Source organism: Kitasatospora xanthocidica (assembly GCF_014656195.1).
Classification (GTDB): domain Bacteria; phylum Actinomycetota; class Actinomycetes; order Streptomycetales; family Streptomycetaceae; genus Kitasatospora; species Kitasatospora xanthocidica.
The window spans coordinates 61915-85398 of the sequence record NZ_BNBY01000021.1 but is presented as its reverse complement, the minus strand read 5'-3'; the positions used below and the strand labels follow the sequence as shown (position 1 = coordinate 85398).

The window sequence follows — 23484 nt, the reverse complement described above, 5'->3', positions numbered from 1 at the left end:
GTCAGCGCTCTTCCAGGGAACGCAGCAGGTGACGGTCGACCAGCCGCCGTCCGGCGTCGTCGTCCCACAGTCCGCGGGTGGCCATCAGCAGGGCGTTGAGCAGCTGGTCGTTGGCGAGGTCGGCGCCCTCCTCGTGCTGCTTGGCGAGGAAGCGGGCGATCAGCCGCTCGCGGACCTCGGCGGGGACGGCCGCCGGACCGCTCAGATGGGCGGCGACCATCCGGGCCAGCTTGTCGGGGCCGGGGCGGGGGATCTCCAGGCGAAGGCAGCGGCGGAGGAACGCGGGCGGGAACTCGCGCTCCTCGTTGCTGGTCAGGACGACCAGCGGGAACTCGCTGCAGCGGACCCGGCCCCGGTGCAGGGCGGCCCAGCCCTCGTCGTCGGCGGTCGTCACCCGGGCGTGCTCCTCGTCCAGGCGGCTGAGTTCGGGGATGACGAACTCGCCCTCCTCGAAGACGGTGAGCAGGTCGTTCGGCAGGTCGAGGTCGGCCTTGTCGATCTCGTCGACGAGCAGCACCCGGGGCCGGTCCCAGGGCACCAGCGCGGTGCCGAGCGGGCCGAGCCGCAGGTAGGGGCCGATGCCGGGGGCCGGCCCGGGCCGGCCGTCGGCGTCGGCGGGGCGCAGCCCGGTGTCCTGGAGGCGGCCGATCGCGTCGTAGTGGTACTGGCCCTCGCGGAGGGTGGAGCGGCTGGTGATCGGCCAGTGCAGCACCGGGCCGAGCTTCAGCTCGTGCGCGACGCTGTAGGCGAGCGTGGACTTGCCGACCCCCGGCGGGCCGGTGACCAGCAGCGGGCGGCGCAGGTGGAGGGCCATGTTGACGAGGTGGATCTCCTTCTCGTCGGCCTGGTAGGCGGCGGCCTGGTGGGCCCGGCCGAGTTTGCGGGCGGCCGTCGTGGTGTCCATCTCCGGGGGCACGGGCAGGTCGGCGCGCTCCTCGTCCTCGCGGCGGAAGGAGCGCCAGGGCGGGGCGTCGGGCAGGTCGCGGATGCCGTCGTGCGGGGCGCCGGTGGAGCGGTAGATCCACCAGTCCGGGATCGCCGCGTCGTCCTGGGCGGTGGTCATGCGTGGGGTCCTTCCGGTGTCGGGGAGACGGGCGGGGCGGGGGCGGGTGTCGCGGGAACGAGCGGGGCGGGGGCGGGCGGGGCCGGTGCGCCGGCGCCGGGCGGCGCGGCGACGGCGGTGGGGGCGGCCGAGGCGGGGACGGGGGCGCGGAACGGGGCCGGGGTGAGCCAGGCCGCGTGTCCGGGCTCGTCCCAGAGCAGCGTGATGTGGTGGCCGAGGTCCGTCCGGTCGTCCTCGCTGGCGGCCCGGCGCCGGCGCTGCACGTGGGCGGCCAGCCCGGCCAGCTGGCCGGCGGCCAACTCTCCCAGCAGTACGTGGAGTTCTGTGGGGCTTCCGTCGGTGTCGCGCCGCCAGATCATCACCGGGATGCCCTCGCGGACGGCGTCCTTGACGGCCTGGTACGGGACGGCCCGGCGCTTCGGGTGGTAGGCGTACGGGAAGGACAGCGCCAGGACGGCGGTCAGCGGCCGGCTGTCCAGCCAGCGCCGGACGTCGCCCTTGGTGCCGCCGATGTGCAGGGTGCGTCCGGTCACCTCGGCGTCGAGCGGGGCCGCGCCCTCGGTGTGGACGAACCAGCCGGGCAGGTCGGCGACGGTGTCCTGGCCGCAGTTCTCCAGGGTGGCCTCCAGCGCCCGCCACTTGTTCTTCCACGCGGTGTGCCAGAACGCGGCCCTGATCCGGTCCAGCGAGCGCACGATCACGGGGAAGTGCATGCCGACGGGGTAGTCGTCCTCGTCCATCGGCCAGAGTTCGGCGGGGTGGCCGAGCAGGGACCAGGGCAGCAGGAACTCCACCCGCAGGCCCTCGGCGTCGGCCGCGGCGGCGGCGAGTTCGCCCCACGTGGTCAGGTGGCGGCTGCCGCGGGCGCGCAGGGCGGACTGCGGTACGGGTTCGTCGCCCGCGCGCTTGGAGATCAGCCGCCAGGGCTGTTCGGTGGTGTCGTAGAGGGCGGCCTCGAAGGCGTAGACGGGTTCGGCCTCCGAGCCGACCGGCGAGACGTCGTCCAGGGCGATCTGCAGGACCAGCGGGTGGCGCTGCGCGGGGCCGGTGCGGGCGCTGAAGGCGCCCCCGCACGACGTCACGGGCTCGGCCAGGTCGCCCTCCGTCAGCCCCAGTTCATGGGCGTGGCGCTTGACCAGCTCCTTCAGCTGGGCGCCCTCGGGCCCGGGGCGCGTCGCGGCGAGCCGGGCCAGGAAGCCCAGCAGCAGCGGGGGCGCGTCGTCCAGCCGGGCCTGGTTGAGCCGGCTCGCCGCCTCGGCCAGACCGTCCCGCGCGCGGACCGGGTGGGTCCGTCCGGCGCAGGCGGCCTCCACCAGGCGCAGCACCTCGGCCGGCCGGGGCTGGGGGCTCAGCGAGCGCAGCGTCCGGAGCAGGGCGTGCTGCGCGTCCGGGGTGAGCAGGCCCTTCTCCGTGACGGCGTCGACGGCGGCGTCCAGCCAGCCGACGGCGGCGGTGCCGGGTCGCAGGGTGCGGATGCTGTCGGCGAGCCGGGCGAGCGCGCGGAGCGGGTCCTGCCAGCGGCGGCAGGCGTGGACCAGGTCCATGAGGTGGTCCACCGCCTGGGCGCTGTCCGCGACGGCGAACGGGGTGGCGAGCCCGAGCCGGCGGCCCAGGTCCGCCAGCACGAGGTGGCGGAAGTCCGGCTGGTGGAGGTCGGGGACCTGGCAGAGGAAGTCGTGCAGCACCGCGTCCGCGCCGGCCGACCACGGCTCCCGGCCGGCCGGCTCGCCGGGGGGCGGTTCGGCGTCGGCCTTGAGTCTCAGTTTGGCGAGCAGGATGCGGACGTCCTTCACGAACCGCCCTCCGGGAGGCCGGTGAGCGCGTGGAGGTCGTCGACGGCGGCCGTGCCGGGGCGCAGCAGGTCCAGCGCCTCGACCACTGCGGCCAGGGCGGCCCACGGGTCCCGGTGGGAGAGGCAGGCCTGCGCCAACTCCAGCAGATGGTCGGTGTCGTGGGCCCGGTAGGCGACGTTCAGCGGGTCGGCCAGGGTCTCGTTCGCCGTCCGGACGACCCCGCGGCGGAAGTCCGGGTCGTCCATGCCGGGCACCCGGAGCAGGACGGGCAGCAGCCGACGCGCGGTGGGCGGGGCGACCGGCGGAGCGACGGGCGGGGCGGTGGATGGGGCGGTGGACAGAGCGGCAGGCAGGGCGACCGGCGGTGCCGCGAGGCGTGCGCGCAGCGGGTCGTCGGCGGGCAGCACGGCGGCCAGCGCCGACAGCGGCGTGAACCAGCCGCCGCGCACGCCCTCGAAGTCCCGGCTGCCCTTGAGCACCCCGCAGACGGCCCCGGTGTCCAGCCGGATCACCATGCCGCCGCTGAAGCCGTCCCGCACCTCGTCGCCGGTCACCCGGACGTAGTCGGCGGCCGGTCCCGCCACGGTGAGCAGCAGGGAGTCGTCGTGGACGCCGTTCGTCGGCGTGTGGGGCGAGAATCCGGCCACCAGCACCGGCGTTCCGGCGGGCGGCACCTCGGGGTCCAGGACGAGCTCCGGTGGCGCGACCGGGACTTCGAGGGTGAGCACGGCGAGGTCCGGGAAGGCGTGGAAGCGGCCCGTCCCCGGGTCGGCCGGGAACAGCCGGGCCGGTCCCGCCGTCTTCGCGCTCCCCCAGCTTCCGGACACCGAAGGGCCGTTCAGGGCCCGGCGCGCCACGTGGGCGACGGTCAGCACGGTGCCGGGCGCCACCAGGAAGCCGCTGCCCAGGAAGGAGTGACCGTCCCGCACCTCGACCGCGGCGGCCCGGGCGGCCGGGCCGGTCAACGGTCGCCGTCGGGGGTCGCGGCCCGCGCGGCCCTGGCCGCCGCCACCCGGGCGGTGTCCCAGCTCATCCGCACCGTGAACGACGCCTCGCCGCCCGCCTCGGCCAGCACGCCCACCAGCGCACCCGACTTGACGGCCAGCTTGAGCCCGAACTCGATCTCCAGCGTGTCCGGCACGGCGGGCCCGGTGCCCGAGACGCTGTCGGCGGCCCAGCGCCCGACGTTGCGCACCACCTCGCGCACCGCGTCCAGCCGCTGCGGCAGCTCCGCGAACGCCCGCGCGGCCGTGTCCCGGACCCCGGCGTCCCCGCCCGGCTCACCGGCCGCCGGCGTGAACCCGGTCTCCGCCCGGTCCAGCACCGTCACCTCGGCGTGGACGAACGCGCCCTCGCCGAGATCCACCGTGATGACGTCCCCCACGAGCCGACTCCCCTCAGTCCTGTGCATGGCCGGAACCCGGCGCGAGCGCCGGTCCGACGAGAGAACTATAGGACCGTGGAACGGTGTTGACTGGGGATCACCTCGTATCCCCCGCCCGATCGGGGACCCGATCGGGGACCCGTCCTCGGCTCGCCGCGCACCGCACCGCGGCGCGGGCCGTCACTCCGGGCCGCGGTTGGCCGCCGACGGCCTCGTTCCCGGCGCGCGGGCGGGGGGAGACGCTCCTATCGTGGAAATCAGACGTCCACAGAGGAAGCGCACCTGCCGAGGGGTCCGCGCTGATTCCCGGTGCCCCGTGCGCAGCATCACAGCCCGTCACCGCACTTACGGCCCGTCACCGCAATCACGGGGAGTCATCATGACGACGCCCGGCGACCCGCACCACCCCGCCCCGGGCCGGACCGGCGGCGGATACCGCACCTCGCTCCCCTGGCGGATCGTGACCAGCGCCTCCGAGTACGTCGACCGGCACCTCGGCTGGGACCGGCTGCCGGTCGTCCCCGGTCTGCTGACCCTCCTCGGGCTGCGGGTCCGGCTGCGGCAGCAGAACCTGTACGACACCGGCGGGCTGCCCTCCGTCGACCTGCCCGACCCCGCGCCCCCGTCCGCGAAGCACAAGGTCAACCGGACCGCCGACGGCAGCCACAACGACCTCGGCGAGCCGCGCATGGGCATGGCGGGCATGCGCTTCGGCCGCAACATCCCATTGGACCGGATCGCCCCCGCCACCGCCGAGTCGGTCCTGACCGGGCCCAGCCCGCGCGAGGTCAGCCGCGTCCTGCTGACCCGGCACGAGCTGATCCCGGCCGGGTCGGTCAACTCCCTGGTCGCCGCCTGGCTCCAGTTCATGATCCGCGACTGGTTCAGCCACGGCACGAGCCCCACCGACCGCCCCTGGGAGGTGCAGCTCCTGGACGACGACCCGTGGCCCGAGCGGCCGATGCGGATCATGCGGACCCCGGACGACCCGACCCGGGACCCACAGGCGCCCGCCGGGACCCCCGACACCCGCGTCAACGTCTCCTCCCACTGGTGGGACGCCTCCCAGATCTACGGGACCGACGAGGCCGAGCAGCGCCTGCTGCGCACCGGGGAGCTGGGCCGGCTCCACACCTGGGACAACGGGCAGAGCCCGTTCGCCTCGGACCCCTCCCGCGACCCCGCCCGGCTTCCCGGTTTCTGGCTGGGCCTGGCGATGATGCACGCCCTGTTCGTCCGGGAGCACAACGCGATCTGCGACCACCTGCACGGCGCCTACCCGTCCTGGGACGACGAGGAGCTGTTCCAGCGGGCCAGGCTCGTGAACGCCGCGCTCCTCGCCAAGATCCACACCGTGGAGTGGACGCCGGCCGTGATCAGCCACCCCACCACCGTCGCCGCGCTCCGGGCCAACTGGTGGGGCGTCGCGGGCGAACGGGTGCACGGGCTGTTCGGCCGGATCAGCGACAGCGAGGTCGTCAGCGGCATCCCCGGCGGCGACACCGACCACTACGGCGTCCCGTACTCGCTCACCGAGGAGTTCGTGGCCGTCTACCGGATGCACCCCCTCGTCCGCGACGACTGGGACCTGCGCTCCGCCGACGACGACGCCGGCCTGCGGCAGTGCACCTTCCGTGACATCTCGGGGCCCGACGCGCTGAAGGTCCTCGGGACGCTGCGGACCGCCGACCTGCTGTACAGCTTCGGCACGCTCCCGCCGGGCCTGGTCACCCTGCACAACTTCCCGAGGTTCCTGCAGGAGTACCGGCGCCCGGACGGGAACCTGCAGGACCTCGCCGCCACCGACATCCTGCGCAGCAGGGAACTCGGGATCCCCCGCTACAACGAGTTCCGCCGCCTGCTGCGGCTGGAGCCCGCGCGGAGCTTCCGGGAGCTGACGGACAACGCGGAGTGGGCCGAGGAGATCGAGCGGGTCTACGAGGGCGACATCGAGAAGGTCGACGTGACGGTCGGGATGTACGCGGAGAAGCTGCCCACCGGATTCGCCTTCAGCGACACGGCCTTCCGGATCTTCGTCCTGATGGCCTCACGGCGGCTGAACAGCGACCGGTTCTTCACCGAGTACTACACCCCCGAGGTCTACTCGAAGGCCGGTCTGGCCTGGATCGACGACAACACCATGGTCACGGTGCTGCTGCGCCACCACCCGGAGCTGCGGACGGCGCTCGCGGGCCTGACGAACGCCTTCGTGCCGTGGCACACCGCCGGAGGGGCGGCGGCCTGACCCGGCACGGCGGGGCCGGACGGCGGTACGGGCGAGCGGTGCCGGATCACGGGGCGGGCGAGCGGGCGCATCAATCGGGCACATCAGGAACAAGTAGGATGACTCAACTTCCGCGCTACGCGCGAAGAGTTCCATAGATGTTCCATTTGCCCGATTTATCTCCCGCTTCACACGCCCGGAGCCACCCTCATGGACAACCCGTCCGCCGTCGACACCGGCAGCGCGATAGAGACCCGCGGTATCGAACCCGTCCCCGACCACGAGCGCCGGGGCAGAGTCCGCGAGCTCTTCCCGACCTGGGTCGCGGCGAACATCAGCGTGCTGCTGCTCACCATGGGTGCCGCCCTGGTGGTGTTCAACCGGCTGAACTTCTGGCAGGTCCTGGTCGTCGCCGCCTGCGCCGCGCTCGTGTCGTTCGGCATGGTCGGCGTGCTGTCGGTCTCCGGGAAGTGGGGCGGGGCGCCGGGCGCGACCCTGTCCCGGGCCACCTTCGGGGTGCGCGGGAACCTCTTCCCCGGCGCGATCCTCTGGATCGCCCGGTTCGGCTGGGAGACGATCAACGCCGTCACCGGCGCCTACGCCGTGCTGACCGTCCTCGACCTGATGTTCGGCGTCAAGAGCAACACCGTCCTGATCGTGATCACGCTCTTCGCCTTCGTCGCCTGCACCTTCCTGGTCTCCGGGATGGGCCGGAAGGCGCTGAACGTCTGCAACACCTGGTCGACGTACCTCTTCGGCGTCTTCAGCGTCCTGGTGCTGGGCTACCTGATCGCGACCATCCACTGGAACGAGGTCTTCTCCAAGCCCGCGGGCACCACGGCGATGATGGTCGCCGGGGTCGGGACCATCGCCGCCGGCGGCATCAGCTGGGTCCCCACCGGCCCGGACTTCGCCCGCTACCTGCCGCACGCCGCCTCCGGCCGGAAGATCGTCGGCGTGACGGTCTCCGGGGCCGGCCTGGTGATGGTGCCGATGGTGCTGATGGGCGCCGTGATGGCGGTGGCCTCGCCCGGGCTGGCGGAGGCCGCCGACCCGGTCTCCTTCCTCGGCGACCTGCTGCCGACCTGGCTGGCCGTGCCCTACCTGCTGACCGCGATCGTGGGCATGCTGCTGATCAACAGCCTCTCGATGTACTCGGCCGGCTTCACCGCGCAGACCATGGGCGTCCGGCTGCCGCGCGCCATGGCCGTCAGCATCAACGCCGTGATCTCGCTGGTCGGCGGCCTGCTGCTGATGCTGGTCGCCAAGAGCTTCCTGGGCTCCTTCATCACCTTCCTGATCCTGCTCGCGGTCTCCTTCTCGGCCTGGATCGGCGTCTACGCGGTCGACATGTTCCGCCGCCGGTCGCGTGCGGTGCGCTACGACGCCGACGCGCTGATGGACACCACCAGGAACAGCCGGTACTGGTACGTGGGCGGCTTCTGCTGGCAGGCGATGGTGTCCTGGGTGCTGGCCCTGGTGATGGGGCTCGCCTTCACCACGTGCGACTGGTTCGCCGGCCCGCTCTCCGACACCCCCGTCGGCCGGTACGGGCTCGCCTGGGCGGCGACCATCGTGATCTCCGGCGTGATCATGGCCGTGCTCCCCGCGCCGCAGGAGAACACCCCCGCCGCCGCTTCCGCCACCGCCGAGCAGCCGGCGGAGCGCGCCGAACGGGTCACCGTCTGACCGCCCCCGCCACCCCGGACCGCCCGGTCGCCCGCTCAGCCGAGCCGGCCACCGGGCGGTCCGCTTTCGCCGTCCTGTTCCGGGTCGCCGTCGACGGTGAGCCGGTGGACCGGTGGACCGGTGGACCGCTGGACCGCTGGACCGCTGGACCGGTCAGTCCGCGGCGGGGACCGGCCGGGGCTCGCGGCGCAGGGCGATGAGGGCGGCGCCGAGGACGCAGGCGACGGCGGCGGTGAGGTAGGCGAGGTGGTAGCCGCTGAGGTGGTCGTCGTCGGTCTCGGCGACGAGGACCATCACCGCCACTCCCGCGCTGGCGCCGATCTGCTGGGTGACCACGTTGACCGCGCCCGCCACGGCGTGCTGTCGCTCCGGGACGCCGGTGAGGCCGGCCGAGGTCATGGAGGGGAAGTTGAGCCCCTGGCCGATGCCGCTGAGCACCAGGCCGGGCAGGACGTGCTGCACGTAGCCGCCGTCGTTCGGGGTGCCGACCCACAGGGCGGTGCCGACGCCGATCAGGACGAGGCCGACGGCCATCAGGGTGCGCGGGGCGTGTTTGGCGAGGAGCCGACCGGTGGCGAAGTTGGCGGTGAGGAACACCGCCAGGGACATCGGCACCAGGGCGAGGCCGGACGCGAAGGGCGAGTAGTCCAGCATCCCCTGCAGGTAGAGCGGCGCGAAGAACAGCATCCCGACCGACGCCGTGTACTGGAGGAAGGCCGCCAGGCTCGCCGCCCGCACCGAGGCGATCCGGAACAGGCCGAGCGGGAGCACCGGGTCGGCGGTGCGGTGCTCCCGTACGACGAACAGCACCAGCAGGACGGCCGCGGCGGCGAGGACGGCCCAGGCGGAGGCGCCGTCGGTGCTGACGCCGACGACGAGCAGGGTGAGGCCGAGGGTGCCGGTGATCGCGCCGGGCAGGTCCAGCCGGCCGCTGTGGCCGGTGCCGCCGGGCAGTCCGGCGCGGGTCGCGGCCAGGACGGCGAGTCCGAGCAGCACCGAGAACCAGAGCACCGAGCGCCAGCCGAGGAACTGGGTGAGGACGCCGCCGAGCATCACCCCGCCGCTGAAGCTCGCCGCGCCGACGGCCGCGTACACGCCGAACGCCCGGTTGCGCGCCGGGCCCGCCGGAAAGGTCTCGGTGAGCAGGGCCAGCGCGGCCGGGCCGGACAGGGCGGCGCCGATGCCCTGGACGGCGCGGGCGCCCAGCAGCACCGCGGTGTCCGGGGCGGCCGCTCCGACCAGCGCGGAGGCGGTGAACAGCGCGACGCCGACCTCGAACACCCGCCGCCGGCCGAGCACGTCGGCCAGCCGGCCGCCCACCAGCAGGAAGCCGGCGAAGGTGACGGCGTAGGCGGTCATGACCCACTGGAGGGTGGTGTCGCCGAGGTCGAAGCGGGTGCCGATCGACGGCAGGGCGGCGTTGAGCACGCCGAGGCCGCTGACGTCCAGCGCGAGCGCCCCGGCGAGCACGCCGAGGGCCAGTCCCGGCCGGCGCACCGGCCCACCGGCCCTGTCGTTGCTGTCCGCGGTGTCGTTGCTGTCGGCACCACCTGCGGTGCCCGTGGTGCCCGTGGTGTCGGTCATGCGGGCCTGCCGGCGAGGTCACGTACGGCGAGGTCACATCCGGCTAAGGGGCCGTCGGTGCCTGCCGACGACGCGTCAAGAGTCTCAACTGCCATGCGGTCAGCTTGCATTGATCACTCATCCGCTGTCTACCCCGCCGTTCCGGATATGGCGCCGGGTGGTTCGGCTCCGGTCGATTCCTCCGGCTCGTCGCAGTGAGCGGCACAAGGGGGGGCCGGTGGAAACGGAGTTCATCTCGTGGACGGATTGCGGGGACGGCCGTGGGGCCGGGTGCCTGATTTCGGCCAGGACATCCAAATTACTGCGCGTTTACCGCTCCTGAGGAGATCGAATCGGACACCGGGGAGATCGGATTCCGCCACTGCCCGGACCACTGCTCGAATTACCCTTGTTTCGCCATTCCCCCGGTGGCACGCTGATGCCCGCCGGTCGGGTCAGTACGCGATCCGGTCCCCCACCAATCCACATCATCGTCACTCTTGACCCCATGGACCTCGGCTTTCGCCGGCAGTGGCCGCGCAGGTGAGGATTCCACGCGACGCGTGATCCCGTGATCGACGCACGCACGGGGAGATTTTCCCCTGAGTCAGGACGACTTGACGGCGGCTCGCCCCCCGACGGAATTCCCCGACCCGAGTCCGACCGTCCGATTCACGACGACGGTCCGATTCCCGACGACCGTGCGCGTCACCGGAGGCCCGATTCACGCCGGGCACCCTCCGGACGCCACCCGGGCACCGCGGAACGGCGCTGAACCGTGCGGCTGCCGCCTCGGGCCCTCGAACGCCCCGTCGTTCCCGTCGCCCTCCATTCCTTTCACCCTCCATTCCATCCGCCCCGCTGAGGGAGTCGCCATGCCTCGAGAACGCGCAGCGCGAGACCTGCCCACCGTCACGGATTTCCTGCTTTCGCGCGCCACCGAACTGTTGGGCATTCCCGCGAACACCCTGGACCGCTGGGCCCCGATGCACCGGTACGGGCTGGACTCGGCGAAGGCGGTGGCCCTCGCGGCCTCGCTGTCCGAGTTACTCGGGCGGCAGGTCCCGGCCACCTGGATGTGGCAGTACCCGACCGTCGACGGGCTGGCCCGTGCGCTGGTCGACGGCCCGGGGGCCGAGGAGCCCGATCCGGGCCTGGAGCGCCGGGCGTCCGCGCGCGAGCCCGTCGCGATCGTGGGCATCGGCTGCCGCTTCCCCGGCGGGCCGGACCCGTCCTCGTTCTGGCGGCTGCTGGTCGAGGGCGGCGACGCCGTCGGGCCGGTGCCGGCCGGGCGAAGAGCGCTGCTGAACGACCGGGTGCGCTGGGGCGGGTTCATCGACGGCATCGACCGGTTCGATCCGCTGTTCTTCGGCATCTCGCCCCGGGAGGCCGTCCAGATGGATCCGCAGCAGCGGCTGATCCTGGAGCTGGCCTGGGAGGCGCTGGAGGACGCGGGGGTCGCGCCGCACAGTCTGGTCGGCAGCGACACCGGCGTGTTCATGGCCTCCTGTTGGGGTGACTACGCCGCGCTGGCGCACTACCGCGGGCCGGACAGCGGGATCACCCCGCACACCGCCACCGGCATGCACGACGGCATCATCGCCAACCGGGTCTCCTACGTCCTGGGTCTGCAGGGCCCGAGCATGGCCATCGACGCGGCGTGTGCAGGTTCGCTGGTCTCGGTGCACGTGGGGTGCCAGTCGATCTGGCTGGGCGAGAGCGAGTTGGTGCTGGCCGGTGGCGTGAACCTGAGCTTCGTCTCCGACTACTACACCGCCATGGAGCAGATGGGCGCGCTCGCCCCGGACGGCCGCTGCAAGTCCTTCGACGCCCGGGCGAACGGCTACGTCCGCGGCGAGGGCGCCGGCGTGGTGGTGCTCGCGCCGCTGAGCGTGGCGCTGGAGCGCGATCTGCCGGTGTACTGCCTGATCAAGGGCAGTTCCTCCAACAACGACGGTTTGAGCAACGGGATGACGGCGCCGAACCCGCAGGCGCAGGAGAAGATGCTCCGCACCGCGTACCGGCGGGCGGGCATCGCCCCGCACCTGGTGGACTACGTCGAGTGCCACGGGTCCGCGACGCCGCTCGGCGACCCGATCGAGGCCAACGCGATCGGCGCGGTGCTGGGCGGCGACCGGGCGGAGCCGCTGCGGCTCGGCTCGGTGAAGTCCAACGTCGGGCACCTGGAGGCGGCGGCCGGCATCGTCGGCCTGGTCAAGCTGGCGATGTCGGTGCGCAACGGCGTGCTGCCGCCGAGCCTGCACTACAGCGCGCCGAACCCGCAGATCCTGTTCGACGAGTACGGCCTCACCGTCCAGGACCGGCTGACGCCGTGGCCGCGGCACTCGGACGCCCGCCGGGGCGGGGTGAGCTCCTTCGGGTTCGGCGGCGCGATCTGCCACGTCGCGGTCGAGGAACTGCCGCGCCCGGAGAGTTCGCTCCTGCTGCTGGCCGCGGACTCCCGGGAGGAGCTGGCGGAGCGGGCGCTGGCGCTGCGGAACGAGACCGACCTGCGCGCGCTCTGCGGCCGTAGCCCCGGCGATGAAACGTTCCGCCTCGCGGCCACCGCCCGCGACATGGCCGAACTCAGGGCCCAGCTCGACGCCTTCGGCAGCGGTACGGCGGCCGCCGGGCTGAGCGTCGGGGAGAAGACCGGCCGCCGGCCGCGGGTGGCGTTCCTGTTCTCGGGCAACGGCTCGCAGTGGGCGGGCATGGGGCGGCAGCTGCTCGCCGGCCTGCCGGTGTTCCGCCGGTCCCTGCTGCGCTCCGACCGGCGGATGCGCGAACTGCTCGGCTTCTCCCCGGTCGACCAGCTGCTCTCCCCCGACGGCCGCCTCGACGACATGGACGTCTTCCAGCCGCTGCTGTTCTCCCTCCAGGTCGCGCTGGCCGACGCCTGGCGCTCACTGGGGGTGGAGCCGGACGTCGTCGTCGGGCAGAGCGTGGGCGAGTTCGCCGCCGCCCACATCGCGGGCGCGCTCGACTTCGCCGACGCCTCCCGGCTGGCCGCCCACCACGGGAGGCTGCTCCAGCAACTCGCCGTGGGGCGCGGCGAGGGCATCGTGGTGATGACCCCCGCGGCCGGGGTCGAGCCGCACCTGACCGGCGGGCTCACCGTCTCCGGCCACAACGGCCTGAACTCCACCCTGGTCACCGGCACTCCGCAGGAGATCGACGACCTCGTCCACCGGCTCACCGAGGCGGGCGTCACCAGCCACCGGGTGCGGATGGGCCACGCCCCGCACTCCCCGCTGGTCGACCACGTCCTCGCCCCGCTGAAGCTCGAACTCGACGGCATCGCACCCCGGACCACCCGCGTCCCGATGATCTCGACGGTCACCGGCGCGCTCGTCGACGGCGCCGAACTCGGACCGGACTACTGGGCGGACAACCTGCGCCGGGAGATCCGGGTGGTCGACGCGCTCACCACCCTGCGCGACCACGACGTCGACGCGGTGATCGAGCTCAGCCCGCACCCCCTGCTGCTCAAGTCGGCGTCCGAGATCCTCACCGCCGCCACCCTGCCCTCGCTGCGCCGCGGCGCCGACGAGGCCGCGACCCTGCTCGGCTCGCTCGGCGCCCTGTACGCCGCCGGGCACCCCGTCGCGGCCCACCCGTTCCTGGCCGGCGACCGCGGCCGGCACGTCGCCCCGAGCCGCGGCGAGGTGGCGGCCGACGAGCCGGTCCAGCTCGTCCCCGTCACGGCCCGCACCGCGGACGCGCTCACCGACACCTGCCGCGAACTCTCCAACCACCTCGAACGCGACCCGGGCCTGCGGGTCTCCGACCTCGCCTACACCCTCGCCACCCGTCGCACCCACCACCACCACCGGATCGCGCTGCTCGCCCGCAACCGCCAGGACGTGCTGGACGGACTCGCCCGGGTCGCCGCCGGGCAGCCGCACCCCGACGTGGTCACCGGCACGCTCTCCGGCAGCACCGACCGCCGGGTGGCCCTGGTGTTCTCCGGCGGCGGCACCCAGTGGGTCGGCATGGGCCGCGAACTGCTGAGCTCGCACGCCGGCTTCCGCACCTGGATGACCGCCTGCGACGAGGCCGTGCGCGCGGCCGGCGGCTGCTCGGTGCTCGACCAGCTCGCCGCGCCGACCGAGGAGGCCCGGTACGAGGAGATGGACGTCCAGCAGCCGGTGCTGTTCGCCCTCCAGGTCTCGCTGGCCAAGGTCTGGCTGGAGCTCGGCATCCGGCCGGCCGCCGTCGTCGGGCACAGCCTGGGCGAGGTCGCCGCCGCCTGCGTCGCCGGCACGCTGTCGCTGGAGGACGCAGCCCGGGTCGTGGTCGCCCGCTCGCACCTGCTGGAACGCGAGGCCGCCGCGGGCGCCATGATCTCGGTGGACCTGCCGGAGGCGGAGCTGCTGCCGCGGCTCGCCCCGTACGCCGCGCACGCGGCCGTCGCCGTGGTCAACAGCCCCACCAGCGCGGCGGTCTCCGGCTCGCCCGAAGCCGTCGACGCCCTGGAGGCCGACCTCCGGCGGGACGGCGTCCCGACCCGGCGGATCCGGGTCGAACGGCCGGTGCACAGCCCCGGCATGGACCCGCTGCTCCAGCCGCTGCGCGAGCGCGTCGACGGCATCACCCCGCTGGCGCCCGGCCTCGACTTCCACTCCACCGCCCTGGCCGACACGGTGAACCCGGTCACCGACGTCGAGTACTGGGTGCACAACCTGCGCAACCAGGTCCGGTTCGCGGAGACGATCGGCGCGCTGGTCGACCGCGGCGTCGACACCTTCATCGAGATCGGCCCGCACGAGACCCTGCGCGGCGCGGTCGAGGAGATCGCCCTGAGCCGCGGCACCGAGGTGCACGCGGTCAACTCCCTGCGGCGCTCGGAGAGCGACCTCCGCTGCCTGCTGAGGGCCGCCGCCTCGCTGTACGTCAGGGGCGTCCCGCTGACCTTCGACCCGCTGTTCACCGACGACGCCGAGGTCGTGGAGACACCGCTCGTCCAGTGGCAGAAGGACCGCTACTGGATCGACACCGAACCCGGCCGGGCACCCGCGCCGACCGCGGCTCCGACGGTCGACGCCGCGCCCGTGGCACGGGCCGTGGCACAGACCGTGGCACAGCCGGTCGAGGACCGGCCGGTGGCGGACGTCGTCCTCGCCGAACTCGCCGACGCGCTGGGCGTACCGGTGAGCAGGTTCGACCCGAACGCCAGCCTGCTCGACTTCGGCCTGGACTCGATGCTGGCGATCCGCCTCGTCAACCGCCTGCAGGCGCTGTTCGGGCACCGGGTGTCGCCGGTGGTGTTCCTGGACGGCCGGTCCATCTCCGAGGTCGTCGGCCACGTCGTCGGGCTCACCGGCGGACCGGCACCGGCCGCTCAAGCACCGGCACCGGCCCCACAGGCGCCGACTCCGGCCCCCGCCCCGATGCCCGAGCCGGACCGGCCCCTCCTCGACGGCCTCGACAGCCTCGCCGAACTCTCCGAACTCGACGCCGAGGAGCTCGTGGAGGAGCTGGAAGCCCGCGGACTCCTGGAGCCCTCCGACGCCCCGGCCCCGGAGCGGCTGCGCGCCGACGACCTCGGCCTCACCCTCGCGCCGGCCTCGCACGGCCAGGCCTCGCTCTGGTTCATGCAGATGGTCGCGCCGGACGCCGTCCCGTACAACTTCATGGTGGCCGCCCGGATCCGGAAGGCCGTCGACGAGCAGGCGCTGGAGCGCGCCGTCCGGGCCGTGCTGGCCCGGCACCCCGCGCTGCGCACCCTCTTCGTGGAGGCGGGCGGGCGGCCGTACCAGGTCGTCCTGGACGAGCCGGTGTACGAGTTCCTCGTGGTGGACGGCGCCGGACTGGACGAGGAGCAGGCCCGCGAGGAACTGGCCCGGCACGGGCACCGTCCGCTCGACCTGGACGACGGGCCGCTGGTGCGGATCGTCCTGCTGACCCGCGGTCCGGCCGACCACTACCTGCTGGTGCTGGTCCACCACATCGCCTCGGACGCCGCCTCGGCGGACGTCATGATCCGCGAACTCCAGGAGCACTACGAGGGGTCCGTCCCCGCCGGCCGCGGGCCGGCCGCCCCGTACACGGAGTTCGTCGCCTGGGAGCGGCAGTGGCTCGCGGGGCCGGCGGCCGAGGCGGCGCTGGACTGGTGGTCGCGGAAGCTGGCCGACCCGCCCGCCCACCTGGACCTGTCCGCCAAGGAGCGGCCGCCGGGCGTCACCTACGAGGGCCGCGACCTGGCGTTCCGCTGGAGCGCCGAAGAGACGCGCCTGCTGCGGGAGTTCGCGGTCCGCGAGGGCGTGTCGACCAGCACCGTCGTCCTGGCCGGGTTCTTCGCCACGCTCAACCGCGCGGCCGGGACCGAGGATTCGGTCCTGGCCACCGCCATCGCCCAACGGGCCGAACCCGGTTGGGAGTCCGCCGTCGGCTACTACCTCAACACGGTGCTGGTGCGGGCGAACCCCACCGGTGACCGCGGCTTCCGCGAGCTGCTGCGCGAGGTCCACGCCTTCTCGCTCGGCCTCCTGGAGCACATGAACTACCCGCTCGACCTGCTGGCCTCGCAGCTGAAGCCGCCGAGGGCCGAGGGCCGCTCCCCGTGGTTCGACGTGGTGGTGAACTGGCTGTCCTCGGACGCCTTCCCCCGCTCCGTCAAGCTCTTCCACGGCGTCGGCGACACGATCGCGCCGGACGGCGCGCTGCCGCTCGAACCGCTCCAGGTCCGCAGGCACCTCGCCAAGTTCGACCTGGAGATCTCGATGGCCGACATCGACGGCCGGGTGGCCGGCCACGTCCAGTTCAAGCCGAGCTACCTGGAGCGGCGGACCGTGACGGCGCTGCTCGCGCTGTTCCGCACCGTCCTCTTCGACTCGATCGCCCGACCCGACCTGGCCCTCGGCGCCATCGCGCCGTCCGGCCTCCCCCAGGAGACGGACCAGTGACCGTGACCGAAACCCTGCACTCCGCGTTCGTCGAGCACGCGGCCAAGAACCCCGACGCGACCGCCGTGCACTCCGAGGCCGGCGTCCTGACCTACGGCGAACTGGACGAGCGGTCCCGGGTGCTGGCCGAGCGGCTGGTCGCCGACGGCGCGGGACCGGGCGTCCCGGTCGGCATCTGCGTCGAGCGCACCCCCGACCTGCTGGTCGCCGTCCTGGCGGCCCTGCGCGCCGGGTCCTGCTACCTGCCGCTGGACCCGGACTACCCCGCCGACCGGCTGGCCTTCATGGTCCGGGACAGCGGCACCTGGCTGCTGCTCACCACGCCCGCGTCCCGGGCCGCCTGCCCGCCCGGGCCGACCGTCGTCGTGCTCGGCGAGGCCGTGACCACCGAGCCCGGCGCGAAGCCGGTGGCGGTCGTGCCCGAGGACACCGCGTACGTCATCTACACCTCGGGCTCCACCGGGCGTCCCAAGGGCGTCGCCGTCCGGCACGGCGCCTGCGTGGCGATGCTCGCCGACCTGGACCGGGCCCTCGCGGGCTGCGACCTGAGCGGGGTCTCGGCGGCCAGCTCGATCTGCTTCGACATGTCGGTGATGGAGCTCTTCAACGCGCTGTGCCGCGGCGGCGCCGTCGTGCTCGTCGAGAGCGCCCTGCACCTGGCGGAGAGCCGCCACGCCGACCGGATCACCCACCTGAACGTCGTCCCGTCGGTCATGAACAGCCTGCTGGACGCCGGGGCCCTGCCCCCGAACGTGCGCAGCGTCGTGTTCGGCGGCGAGGCCCTGCACCGCAAGCTGGCGGACCGGGTCTACCGGGAAACCGGCGCGGAACGGGTGTTCAACGCCTACGGCCCCACCGAGGGGACGGTGTTCTGCTCCTTCGGGCTGGTGCCCGAGGGCGGCACGGACGAGCCGACGATCGGCCCGCCGACGGCCGGAGACCGGGTCTACGTGCTGGACGGGGAGCTGCGCCCGCTCCCGGCCGGTGAGCCCGGTGAGCTCTACCTCGGCGGCGCCGGCCTCGCCCACGGCTACGTCAACCGGCCGGCCACCACGGCGGAACGGTTCGTGCCTGACCCGTTCCGCGCCGGCGAGCGGATGTACCGCACCGGGGACCTCGTCCGGTTCACCGAGGACGGCGAACTCCGGTTCCTCGGCCGCACCGACCACCAGGTCAAGCTGCGCGGCTACCGGATCGAGCTGGAGGAGGTCGAGGCCCGGCTGACCGGCTGCCCCGGGGTCCGGGAGGCCGCCGCCGCCGTGCGCGGCAACCGGCTCGTCGGGTACGTGGTGCCGACGGCCGACGCCGCCTCGCCGGACGGCCCGGCACCGGACGGCACGACGCCGGACGGCTCCCGGGCGGAGGCTGCGCTGCGCAGCGCCGTCACCGGCCGGCTCGCCGCCGAACTGCCCGAGTACATGGTGCCCGCGACGCTCGTCCTGCTGCCCGCCCTCCCGCTGGGGCCGGGCGGGAAGCTCGACCGCGCCGCGCTGCCCGAGCCGCCGGCCGCCGACGCCGGCGGGCCCCGGACGGCCGCCGGCACGCCGACCGAGGTGGCCCTGGCGGAGATCTGGGGCCAGCTGCTCGACCTCGAACCGTCGGGCATCGACGTGCGGTCCGCCTTCTACGACCTCGGCGGCGACTCGCTGCTGCTCGTCCGCCTGGCCCGGCTGATGACCCGGCGCTTCGACCGGCGCGTCCGGGTGCCCGACCTGTTCAGCTTCCGCGACATCTCCTCCCTCGCCGGCTGGCTCGACGACGAGAGCGGCGCCGCCCCCGAGGTGGTCCGGTCGGCCCGCGAGCGGGCCGGGGCCCGTCGGGCCGCGCTGCGCGGCCGCGGCACCACCGGTACCGGCACCGGCCGCTGAGCCCTCGGCACTCGTCCCCGTCACCCCACCCGATCACCGAACAGGAGCCTCCCCATGACCGACCGACCAGCACAGGACCACGCCCCGCAGGACTACGACCCGGGCGACGTGGCCGTCATCGGCATGTCCCTGCGGGCACCCGGGGCCCGTACCAAGGAGGAGTTCTGGGACAACCTCGTCCACGGCAGGGAGTCCGTGTCGTTCCTGGCCAAGGACGACATCCACGTCGACGAGACCCTGATCCACAGCCCGTTCTACGTCCGGGCCTGCGGCCTGCTCGACACCTACGACAGGTTCGACCCGGCGGTGTTCGGCATCAGCGACCGGATGGCCGCCGCGATGACCCCGGAGAACCGGCTGTTCCTGGAGAGCGCCTGGGAGGCCATGGAGGACGGCGGCTACGACCCGGACCGGCTGAAGGCCGAGGTCGGGATGTACGGCGCCAACAACCCGCAGACCGCCGCGCTCTACAGCTCCCCGCCGGACCGGGTGTCGGTCGGCCCCGAGGCGATCGAGGCCAGTCTGGCGTGGTCGCCGGACACCATGACCTCCAACGCCCTGTACTACCTGGGGCTGACCGGCGAGGCCGTCACCGTCGCCGCCGTCTGCGCGGGCTTCCACTACGCGGTGCACCTGGCCTGCCAGTCGCTCCTGCTCGGCCAGACCGACCTGGCGGTCGCCGGCGGCGCGATGGTCCGCCTGCCGCACCCCCGCGGCCACCTGTGGGAGGAGAACCGCGTCCTGTCGAAGGACGGCCACTGCCGCCCGTTCGACGCCAACGGCACCGGCACCGCGCTGTCCAGCGGCGTCGTCACCGTGCTGCTGAAGCCGCTCGACCGGGCCGTCGCCGACCGCGACCACGTCTACGCCGTGGTCAAGGGCTCGGCCGTCAACAACAACGGGGTCAGCGCGGTGGCGTACGGCCTGGCCCAGCCCGAGCGGCTGAGCGCGTGCATCGCCGCCGCCATGGAGGTGGGCGGCGTCGCACCCGACACCGTGTCCATGTACGAGGCCAACGGCCTCGGCCTGCCGATGACCGACGAACTGGAGGTGCACGCGGCCAGCATGGCCTTCGGCAAGCAGACCGCGACCACCTCGATCGGCGGGGTCAAGGGCAACGTGGGCCACGGCGGGGTGGTGTCCGGCGGCTTCGGCGCGATCAAGGCCGCGCTGGCCCTGTACCACCGGAAGCTCCCGGCGACGATCAACCTGACCGAGGTCAACCCGGACCTCGACTTCCCCGCCACCCCCTTCGTGCCGCAGCTCGAAGGGGCGGACTGGGAGCCGGAGGCCGGCGTCCGCCGCGCGGGCATCACCTCGATCGGCGGCGGCGGCTACAACGCCCACCTGGTGCTGGAGGAGCCGCCGACGCCCGCCCGGCGCGCCCCCGAGGAGACGGGCAGGCCGCGCCTGGCCACCCTCTCCGCCCTGGACGACGAGGCGTTGGCCCGTCAGCGCGCCCGGCTCAAGGAGCGGCTGGAGGCCGACCCGGAGCTCCGGCTGGACGACGTCTGCTACAGCCTCAACCTCGGCCGCAAGGTGCTGCCGCGCCGGTGGGCGGCCGTGGTCCGCAGCCGCGCCGAGCTGATCGCGGCGCTGTCCGAGGACCTCGCCGGCGGCCCGGGCGCGCCGGCCGCCACCTCGACCGCCGCCGCCCCGCACACGGACCCCGGCGCCTTCTCGCGCGGTGAGCGCGGGATCGTGCCGGACGGCACGGACGCCCGGGCGCTGTCCGACCTGGCCGCCGCCTGGGTGACCGGCGGGCAGGTGGACTTCGACGCCCTGCACCGGGGGGAGGCCAGCCACCGCGTGCCGCTGCCCACCTACCCGTTCCGGCCGCGCCGGTTCTGGCGCACGGACTGGTGACCGTGCACAGGCCGACCGCAAGTACTGCGGACGCGGACACCGTGGACCCGGGCGCCGTGGACCTGGGCGACCAGGCCACCTTCGCCGACCAGGGCCTCGACCTCGACGGCTACTGGCGCACCCTGCGGGACACCGCCCCGCTGCACTGGAACCCTCCGGCGGGCGGCCGCCGGGGGTTCTGGGTGGTCTCCCGCCACGAGGACATCATGACCACCTACCGCGACGACACCCACTTCACCTCCGAGCGCGGCAATGTGCTCGTCACGCTGCTCGGCGGTGGCGACGCCGGGGCCGGCCGGATGCTGGCCGTCACCGACGGGCCCCGCCACCACGAGCTGCGCAAGATCCTCCAGCGGGTGCTCTCCCCGCGCGTGCTCGACGAGACCGCGCGGGCGGTGCGGGCCAACACCCGGCAGTGGATCCGCGAGGCCGTCGAGTCCGGCGGCTGCGACTTCGCGGACCGGATCGCCGGCCGGATCCCGATGACCACCATCTCCAAGCTGCTCGGACTGCCCGAGCGGGACCGGGACCTCCTGCTCGGGCTGACCAAGGCGGCGCTGTCGGCCGACCACGAGGACGGCGACGGGGTCGACGGGGCCGGCTCCGACGTCGACTCCGAGCTCGACTCCGAGATGGCCCGCAACGAGATCCTGATGTACTTCATGGACGTCGTCGAGGAGCGGCGCGAGTCCCCCGGCGAGGATGTGATCAGCCTGCTGATCGACAGTTCCGTCGACGGCGTGCCGCTGTCCGACGAGGACATCGTGCTCAACTGCTACAGCCTGATCATCGGCGGCGACGAGACCAGCCGGCTGACGATGATCGACTGCGTCCGCACCCTCGCCGACCGGCCCGAGCAGTGGCGGCGGCTCAAGCACGGCGAGGTCGCGGTCGACACCGCCGTCGACGAGGTCCTGCGCTGGGCCTCGCCCACGATGCACTTCGGGCGCAGCGTCGTCCGGGAGACCGAACTGCACGGCGTACGGCTGCGGCCGGGCGAGGTCGTCACCCTGTGGCACGCCTCCGGCAACCGGGACGAGCGGGTCTTCGCCCGGCCCGGGGAGTTCGACCTCGGCCGCACCCCCAACAAGCACCTGGCCTTCGGCTACGGCCCGCACTTCTGCGTCGGCTCGTACCTGGCCAAGGTGGAGATCGCCGAACTGCTCAAGGCCCTGCGGGACTTCACCACCGGCTTCGAGCGGACCGGCCCGGCACGACGGATCCGGTCCAACTTCCTGACCGGGTTCGCCACCATGCCGCTGCGGTTCGAACCCGACCCCTGCGGTCCGAAGGAGGCCGATCGCGGATGAACATCTACCTGTCGGGACAGGGGGCGTTCGCGGTGCAGGTCGCCGAAGCCCTGCTGGACGAAGGTCACAAGATCGTCGGCGCGGCCGCTCCCCGGCTGCGCAAGGGGCGCACCGACGAGGGCGACGCGATGTCCTGGGACCGCCTGCGCGCCTGGGCGTACCCCCGGGACATCCCGTGGACGGACTCGGCCGAACTGCGCGCGCGGCACGTCCCCGACGGGGTGGACGTCATCGTCGCCGCGCACTCCCACGCCTTCCTGGGCCGCCAGACCCGCGCCCGGGCCGCCGTCGCCACCATCGGCTACCACCCCAGCCTGCTGCCCCTGCACCGCGGCCGGGACGCGATCCGGTGGACCGTCCGCGACGGCGACAAGGTGACCGGCGGAAGCGTCTACCACCTCACCGAGCGCACCGACGCCGGCCCGCTCGCCGCCCAGGAGCACCTGATCGTGCCCCCGGGCTCGACCGCGCAGAGCCTGTGGCGGGACCACCTGGCGCCGCTCGGCGTGCGGCTGCTGCTGAAGGTGGTCACCGACCTCGCCGCGGACCGCCGGATCGAGGTACCCCAGGACGAGCGGCTGGCGACCTGGGAGCCGTCGATGAGCGCACCGCCGCTGTTCAAGCCCGAACTCATCGCCCTGCCCGGGACCACCCCGGTCGACGGCGACCCGCGGGCGCTCCACGAGCGGTGATCCCCGCCGGTCGTCCGGACGCCGTCGACTGAACGCCGAGGCCCCGCACACCCGTTGTGCGGGGCCTCGGCGTTCGGGCCGGGGAAGCCCGTCCCGGCGGGCTCAGCCCCGGTACTGGGCCACGATCTTGGTGAACTCGTACGGGGACTGCGCGACGCCGCTGCAGGCGTCGGCGTCCGTGCCGGAGCCGCAGGCGCGGTCCCGGTTGACGGCCCAGAAGGCGAAGCGGGCGAGGTGGTGCTGCTGGGCGTACCCGAGGATGGTGCGGAAGTCGCCGGTGCTGACGGTCTCCCCCGCCTCGTCGGTCTTCCCGTTCATCGAGGAGACGCCGATGTGCCGGTACGCCGCGTCGTCGCCGTAGCCGTACGCGCTCTTGACCGCGGCCTTCAGCCCCTCCAGCGCGCTGACCGTCGCCTGGCCCATGCTGCCGCTGTGGCCGCCGAAGTCGAAGGGCATGATCACCCAGCCGTCGTTGGCCAGGCCGGCGGCCGCGCCCCGCTTGATCAGGTCCTTGCCGTTGGCGTCCGGGCCGCTGGGCGTGGTGCCCAGGGTGACGTAGGTGACGATGCCGGGGTTCTTGGTCTTGACGATCTTCAGCGCGTCGACCACCCGCTGACGGACCGTCGCGTTGCCGAACTCGGTGTCCTCGATGTCGATGTCGAGCGCCTTCAGCCGGTAGGCGTCGATCACCTTCTGGTAGGCGCCGGCCAGGGCGCTCGCACTGGAGCACTTCTCGCCGAGCTTGTTGCCGCTCCAGCCGCCGACCGAGATCACCACGTCACCGCCGGCCGCCCGGATCGAGTCGACGGCGGCCTGGTCGGAGCCCCCGGTGAGCGCCCGGGTGCCGTCCCACTTCGGGGTGCACCCGCCGTCGGAGAGCACGAAGGCCAGGGTGAACCACTTGACCCCGGTTGCCTTCATCACATCGGTCGGCTTCTGCGGGCTGCCCCAGCCGAGGTACTCGTACGGCGCGGCGGCCATGCCGGGCACGGCCGCGACGGCGGCGGGGGTGGCGGCCGCGGAGGTCACGGGGGCCAGCAGGAGGGCGGCCGGCCCGAGGGCGGCGGCGAGCAGCGGGGCGGTGAGACGGACTCCGATGGTCTTGCGCATGCCAACTCACTTTCGTC

Annotated in this window: 13 protein-coding genes; 7 read left to right on the top strand and 6 right to left on the bottom strand. The window is 73.6% G+C overall.

Annotated features, from left to right (window positions below):
- Position 1 precedes the first annotated feature (1 nt).
- The 4 genes from IE332_RS29195 to IE332_RS29180 are packed head-to-tail and all read right to left on the bottom strand — an operon-like array spanning position 2 to position 4240.
- Positions 2 to 1063 carry an AAA family ATPase gene (locus IE332_RS29195; RefSeq protein WP_189922130.1) on the bottom strand — a complete coding sequence of 354 codons (1062 nt, stop codon included), beginning with the start codon at positions 1061 to 1063 and terminating at the stop codon, positions 2 to 4.
- A complete protein-coding gene (locus tag IE332_RS29190) occupies positions 1060 to 2856 on the bottom strand; it encodes a VMAP-C domain-containing protein (protein WP_189922127.1) in 1797 nt (598 codons plus the stop codon). Before IE332_RS29190 ends, IE332_RS29195 begins: the two co-directional genes overlap by 4 nt.
- A complete protein-coding gene (locus IE332_RS29185; protein WP_189922125.1) occupies positions 2853 to 3821 on the bottom strand; it encodes an effector-associated domain 2-containing protein in 969 nt (322 codons plus the stop codon). The genes IE332_RS29190 and IE332_RS29185 overlap by 4 nt, the downstream gene beginning before the upstream one ends.
- Positions 3818 to 4240, bottom strand: a complete 423-nt coding sequence (locus IE332_RS29180) for a CU044_2847 family protein (RefSeq protein WP_189922123.1) — start codon at positions 4238 to 4240, stop codon at positions 3818 to 3820. The genes IE332_RS29185 and IE332_RS29180 overlap by 4 nt, the downstream gene beginning before the upstream one ends.
- Positions 4241 to 4619: 379 nt before the next feature.
- On the opposite strand from IE332_RS29180, the gene IE332_RS29175 reads away from it, so the two are divergent.
- Together IE332_RS29175 and IE332_RS29170 are read left to right on the top strand one after the other, a co-directional pair.
- The gene (locus IE332_RS29175) at positions 4620 to 6485 is read left to right on the top strand and encodes a peroxidase family protein (protein WP_189922121.1); all 1866 of its coding nucleotides are present in this window, start codon (positions 4620 to 4622) and stop codon (positions 6483 to 6485) included.
- A 189-nt stretch (positions 6486 to 6674) separates the two neighbouring features.
- Positions 6675 to 8153 (top strand): purine-cytosine permease family protein, encoded by a 1479-nt coding sequence (locus IE332_RS29170; protein WP_189922119.1) that lies wholly within the window; start codon positions 6675 to 6677, stop codon positions 8151 to 8153.
- Positions 8154 to 8306: 153 nt separating this feature from the next.
- On the opposite strand, the gene IE332_RS29165 is transcribed toward IE332_RS29170, so the two are convergent.
- Entirely contained in the window at positions 8307 to 9737 is a 1431-nt protein-coding gene (locus IE332_RS29165; protein ID WP_189922117.1) for an MFS transporter, read from the bottom strand.
- Positions 9738 to 10591: 854 nt separating this feature from the next.
- Between IE332_RS29165 and IE332_RS29160 the strand changes: the two genes are divergently transcribed.
- The 5 genes from IE332_RS29160 to IE332_RS29140 are packed head-to-tail and all read left to right on the top strand — an operon-like array spanning position 10592 to position 22357.
- Positions 10592 to 16621 (top strand): type I polyketide synthase, encoded by a 6030-nt coding sequence (locus tag IE332_RS29160; RefSeq protein ID WP_189922115.1) that lies wholly within the window; start codon positions 10592 to 10594, stop codon positions 16619 to 16621.
- Positions 16618 to 18489: a non-ribosomal peptide synthetase gene (locus IE332_RS29155; RefSeq protein WP_189922113.1), complete on the top strand. Its 1872-nt coding sequence runs from the start codon at positions 16618 to 16620 to the stop codon at positions 18487 to 18489. Before IE332_RS29160 ends, IE332_RS29155 begins: the two co-directional genes overlap by 4 nt.
- 54 nt (positions 18490 to 18543) lie before the next feature.
- Entirely contained in the window at positions 18544 to 20355 is a 1812-nt protein-coding gene (locus IE332_RS29150) for a beta-ketoacyl synthase N-terminal-like domain-containing protein (protein WP_189922111.1), read from the top strand.
- Positions 20356 to 20396: 41 nt separating this feature from the next.
- A complete protein-coding gene (locus IE332_RS29145) occupies positions 20397 to 21665 on the top strand; it encodes a cytochrome P450 (protein WP_189922109.1) in 1269 nt (422 codons plus the stop codon).
- A complete protein-coding gene (locus IE332_RS29140) occupies positions 21662 to 22357 on the top strand; it encodes a formyltransferase family protein (RefSeq protein ID WP_189922106.1) in 696 nt (231 codons plus the stop codon). Before IE332_RS29145 ends, IE332_RS29140 begins: the two co-directional genes overlap by 4 nt.
- Positions 22358 to 22459: 102 nt before the next feature.
- Here the strand turns inward: IE332_RS29140 and IE332_RS29135 are convergent, their stop codons facing one another.
- On the bottom strand, positions 22460 to 23467 hold the full coding sequence (locus IE332_RS29135; protein WP_189922104.1) for a chitinase: 1008 nt from the start codon (positions 23465 to 23467) through the stop codon (positions 22460 to 22462).
- Positions 23468 to 23484: the final 17 nt, after the last annotated feature.

Coding starts and splice junctions, on each gene's coding strand:
- IE332_RS29140 (WP_189922106.1), top strand. CDS start 21,662: ATGAACATCTACCTGTCGGGACAGGGGGCGTTCGCGGTGCAGGTCGCC.
- IE332_RS29135 (WP_189922104.1), bottom strand. CDS start 23,467: ATGCGCAAGACCATCGGAGTCCGTCTCACCGCCCCGCTGCTCGCCGCC.
- IE332_RS29165 (WP_189922117.1), bottom strand. CDS start 9,737: ATGACCGACACCACGGGCACCACGGGCACCGCAGGTGGTGCCGACAGC.
- IE332_RS29160 (WP_189922115.1), top strand. CDS start 10,592: ATGCCTCGAGAACGCGCAGCGCGAGACCTGCCCACCGTCACGGATTTC.
- IE332_RS29175 (WP_189922121.1), top strand. CDS start 4,620: ATGACGACGCCCGGCGACCCGCACCACCCCGCCCCGGGCCGGACCGGC.
- IE332_RS29150 (WP_189922111.1), top strand. CDS start 18,544: ATGACCGACCGACCAGCACAGGACCACGCCCCGCAGGACTACGACCCG.
- IE332_RS29170 (WP_189922119.1), top strand. CDS start 6,675: ATGGACAACCCGTCCGCCGTCGACACCGGCAGCGCGATAGAGACCCGC.
- IE332_RS29195 (WP_189922130.1), bottom strand. CDS start 1,063: ATGACCACCGCCCAGGACGACGCGGCGATCCCGGACTGGTGGATCTAC.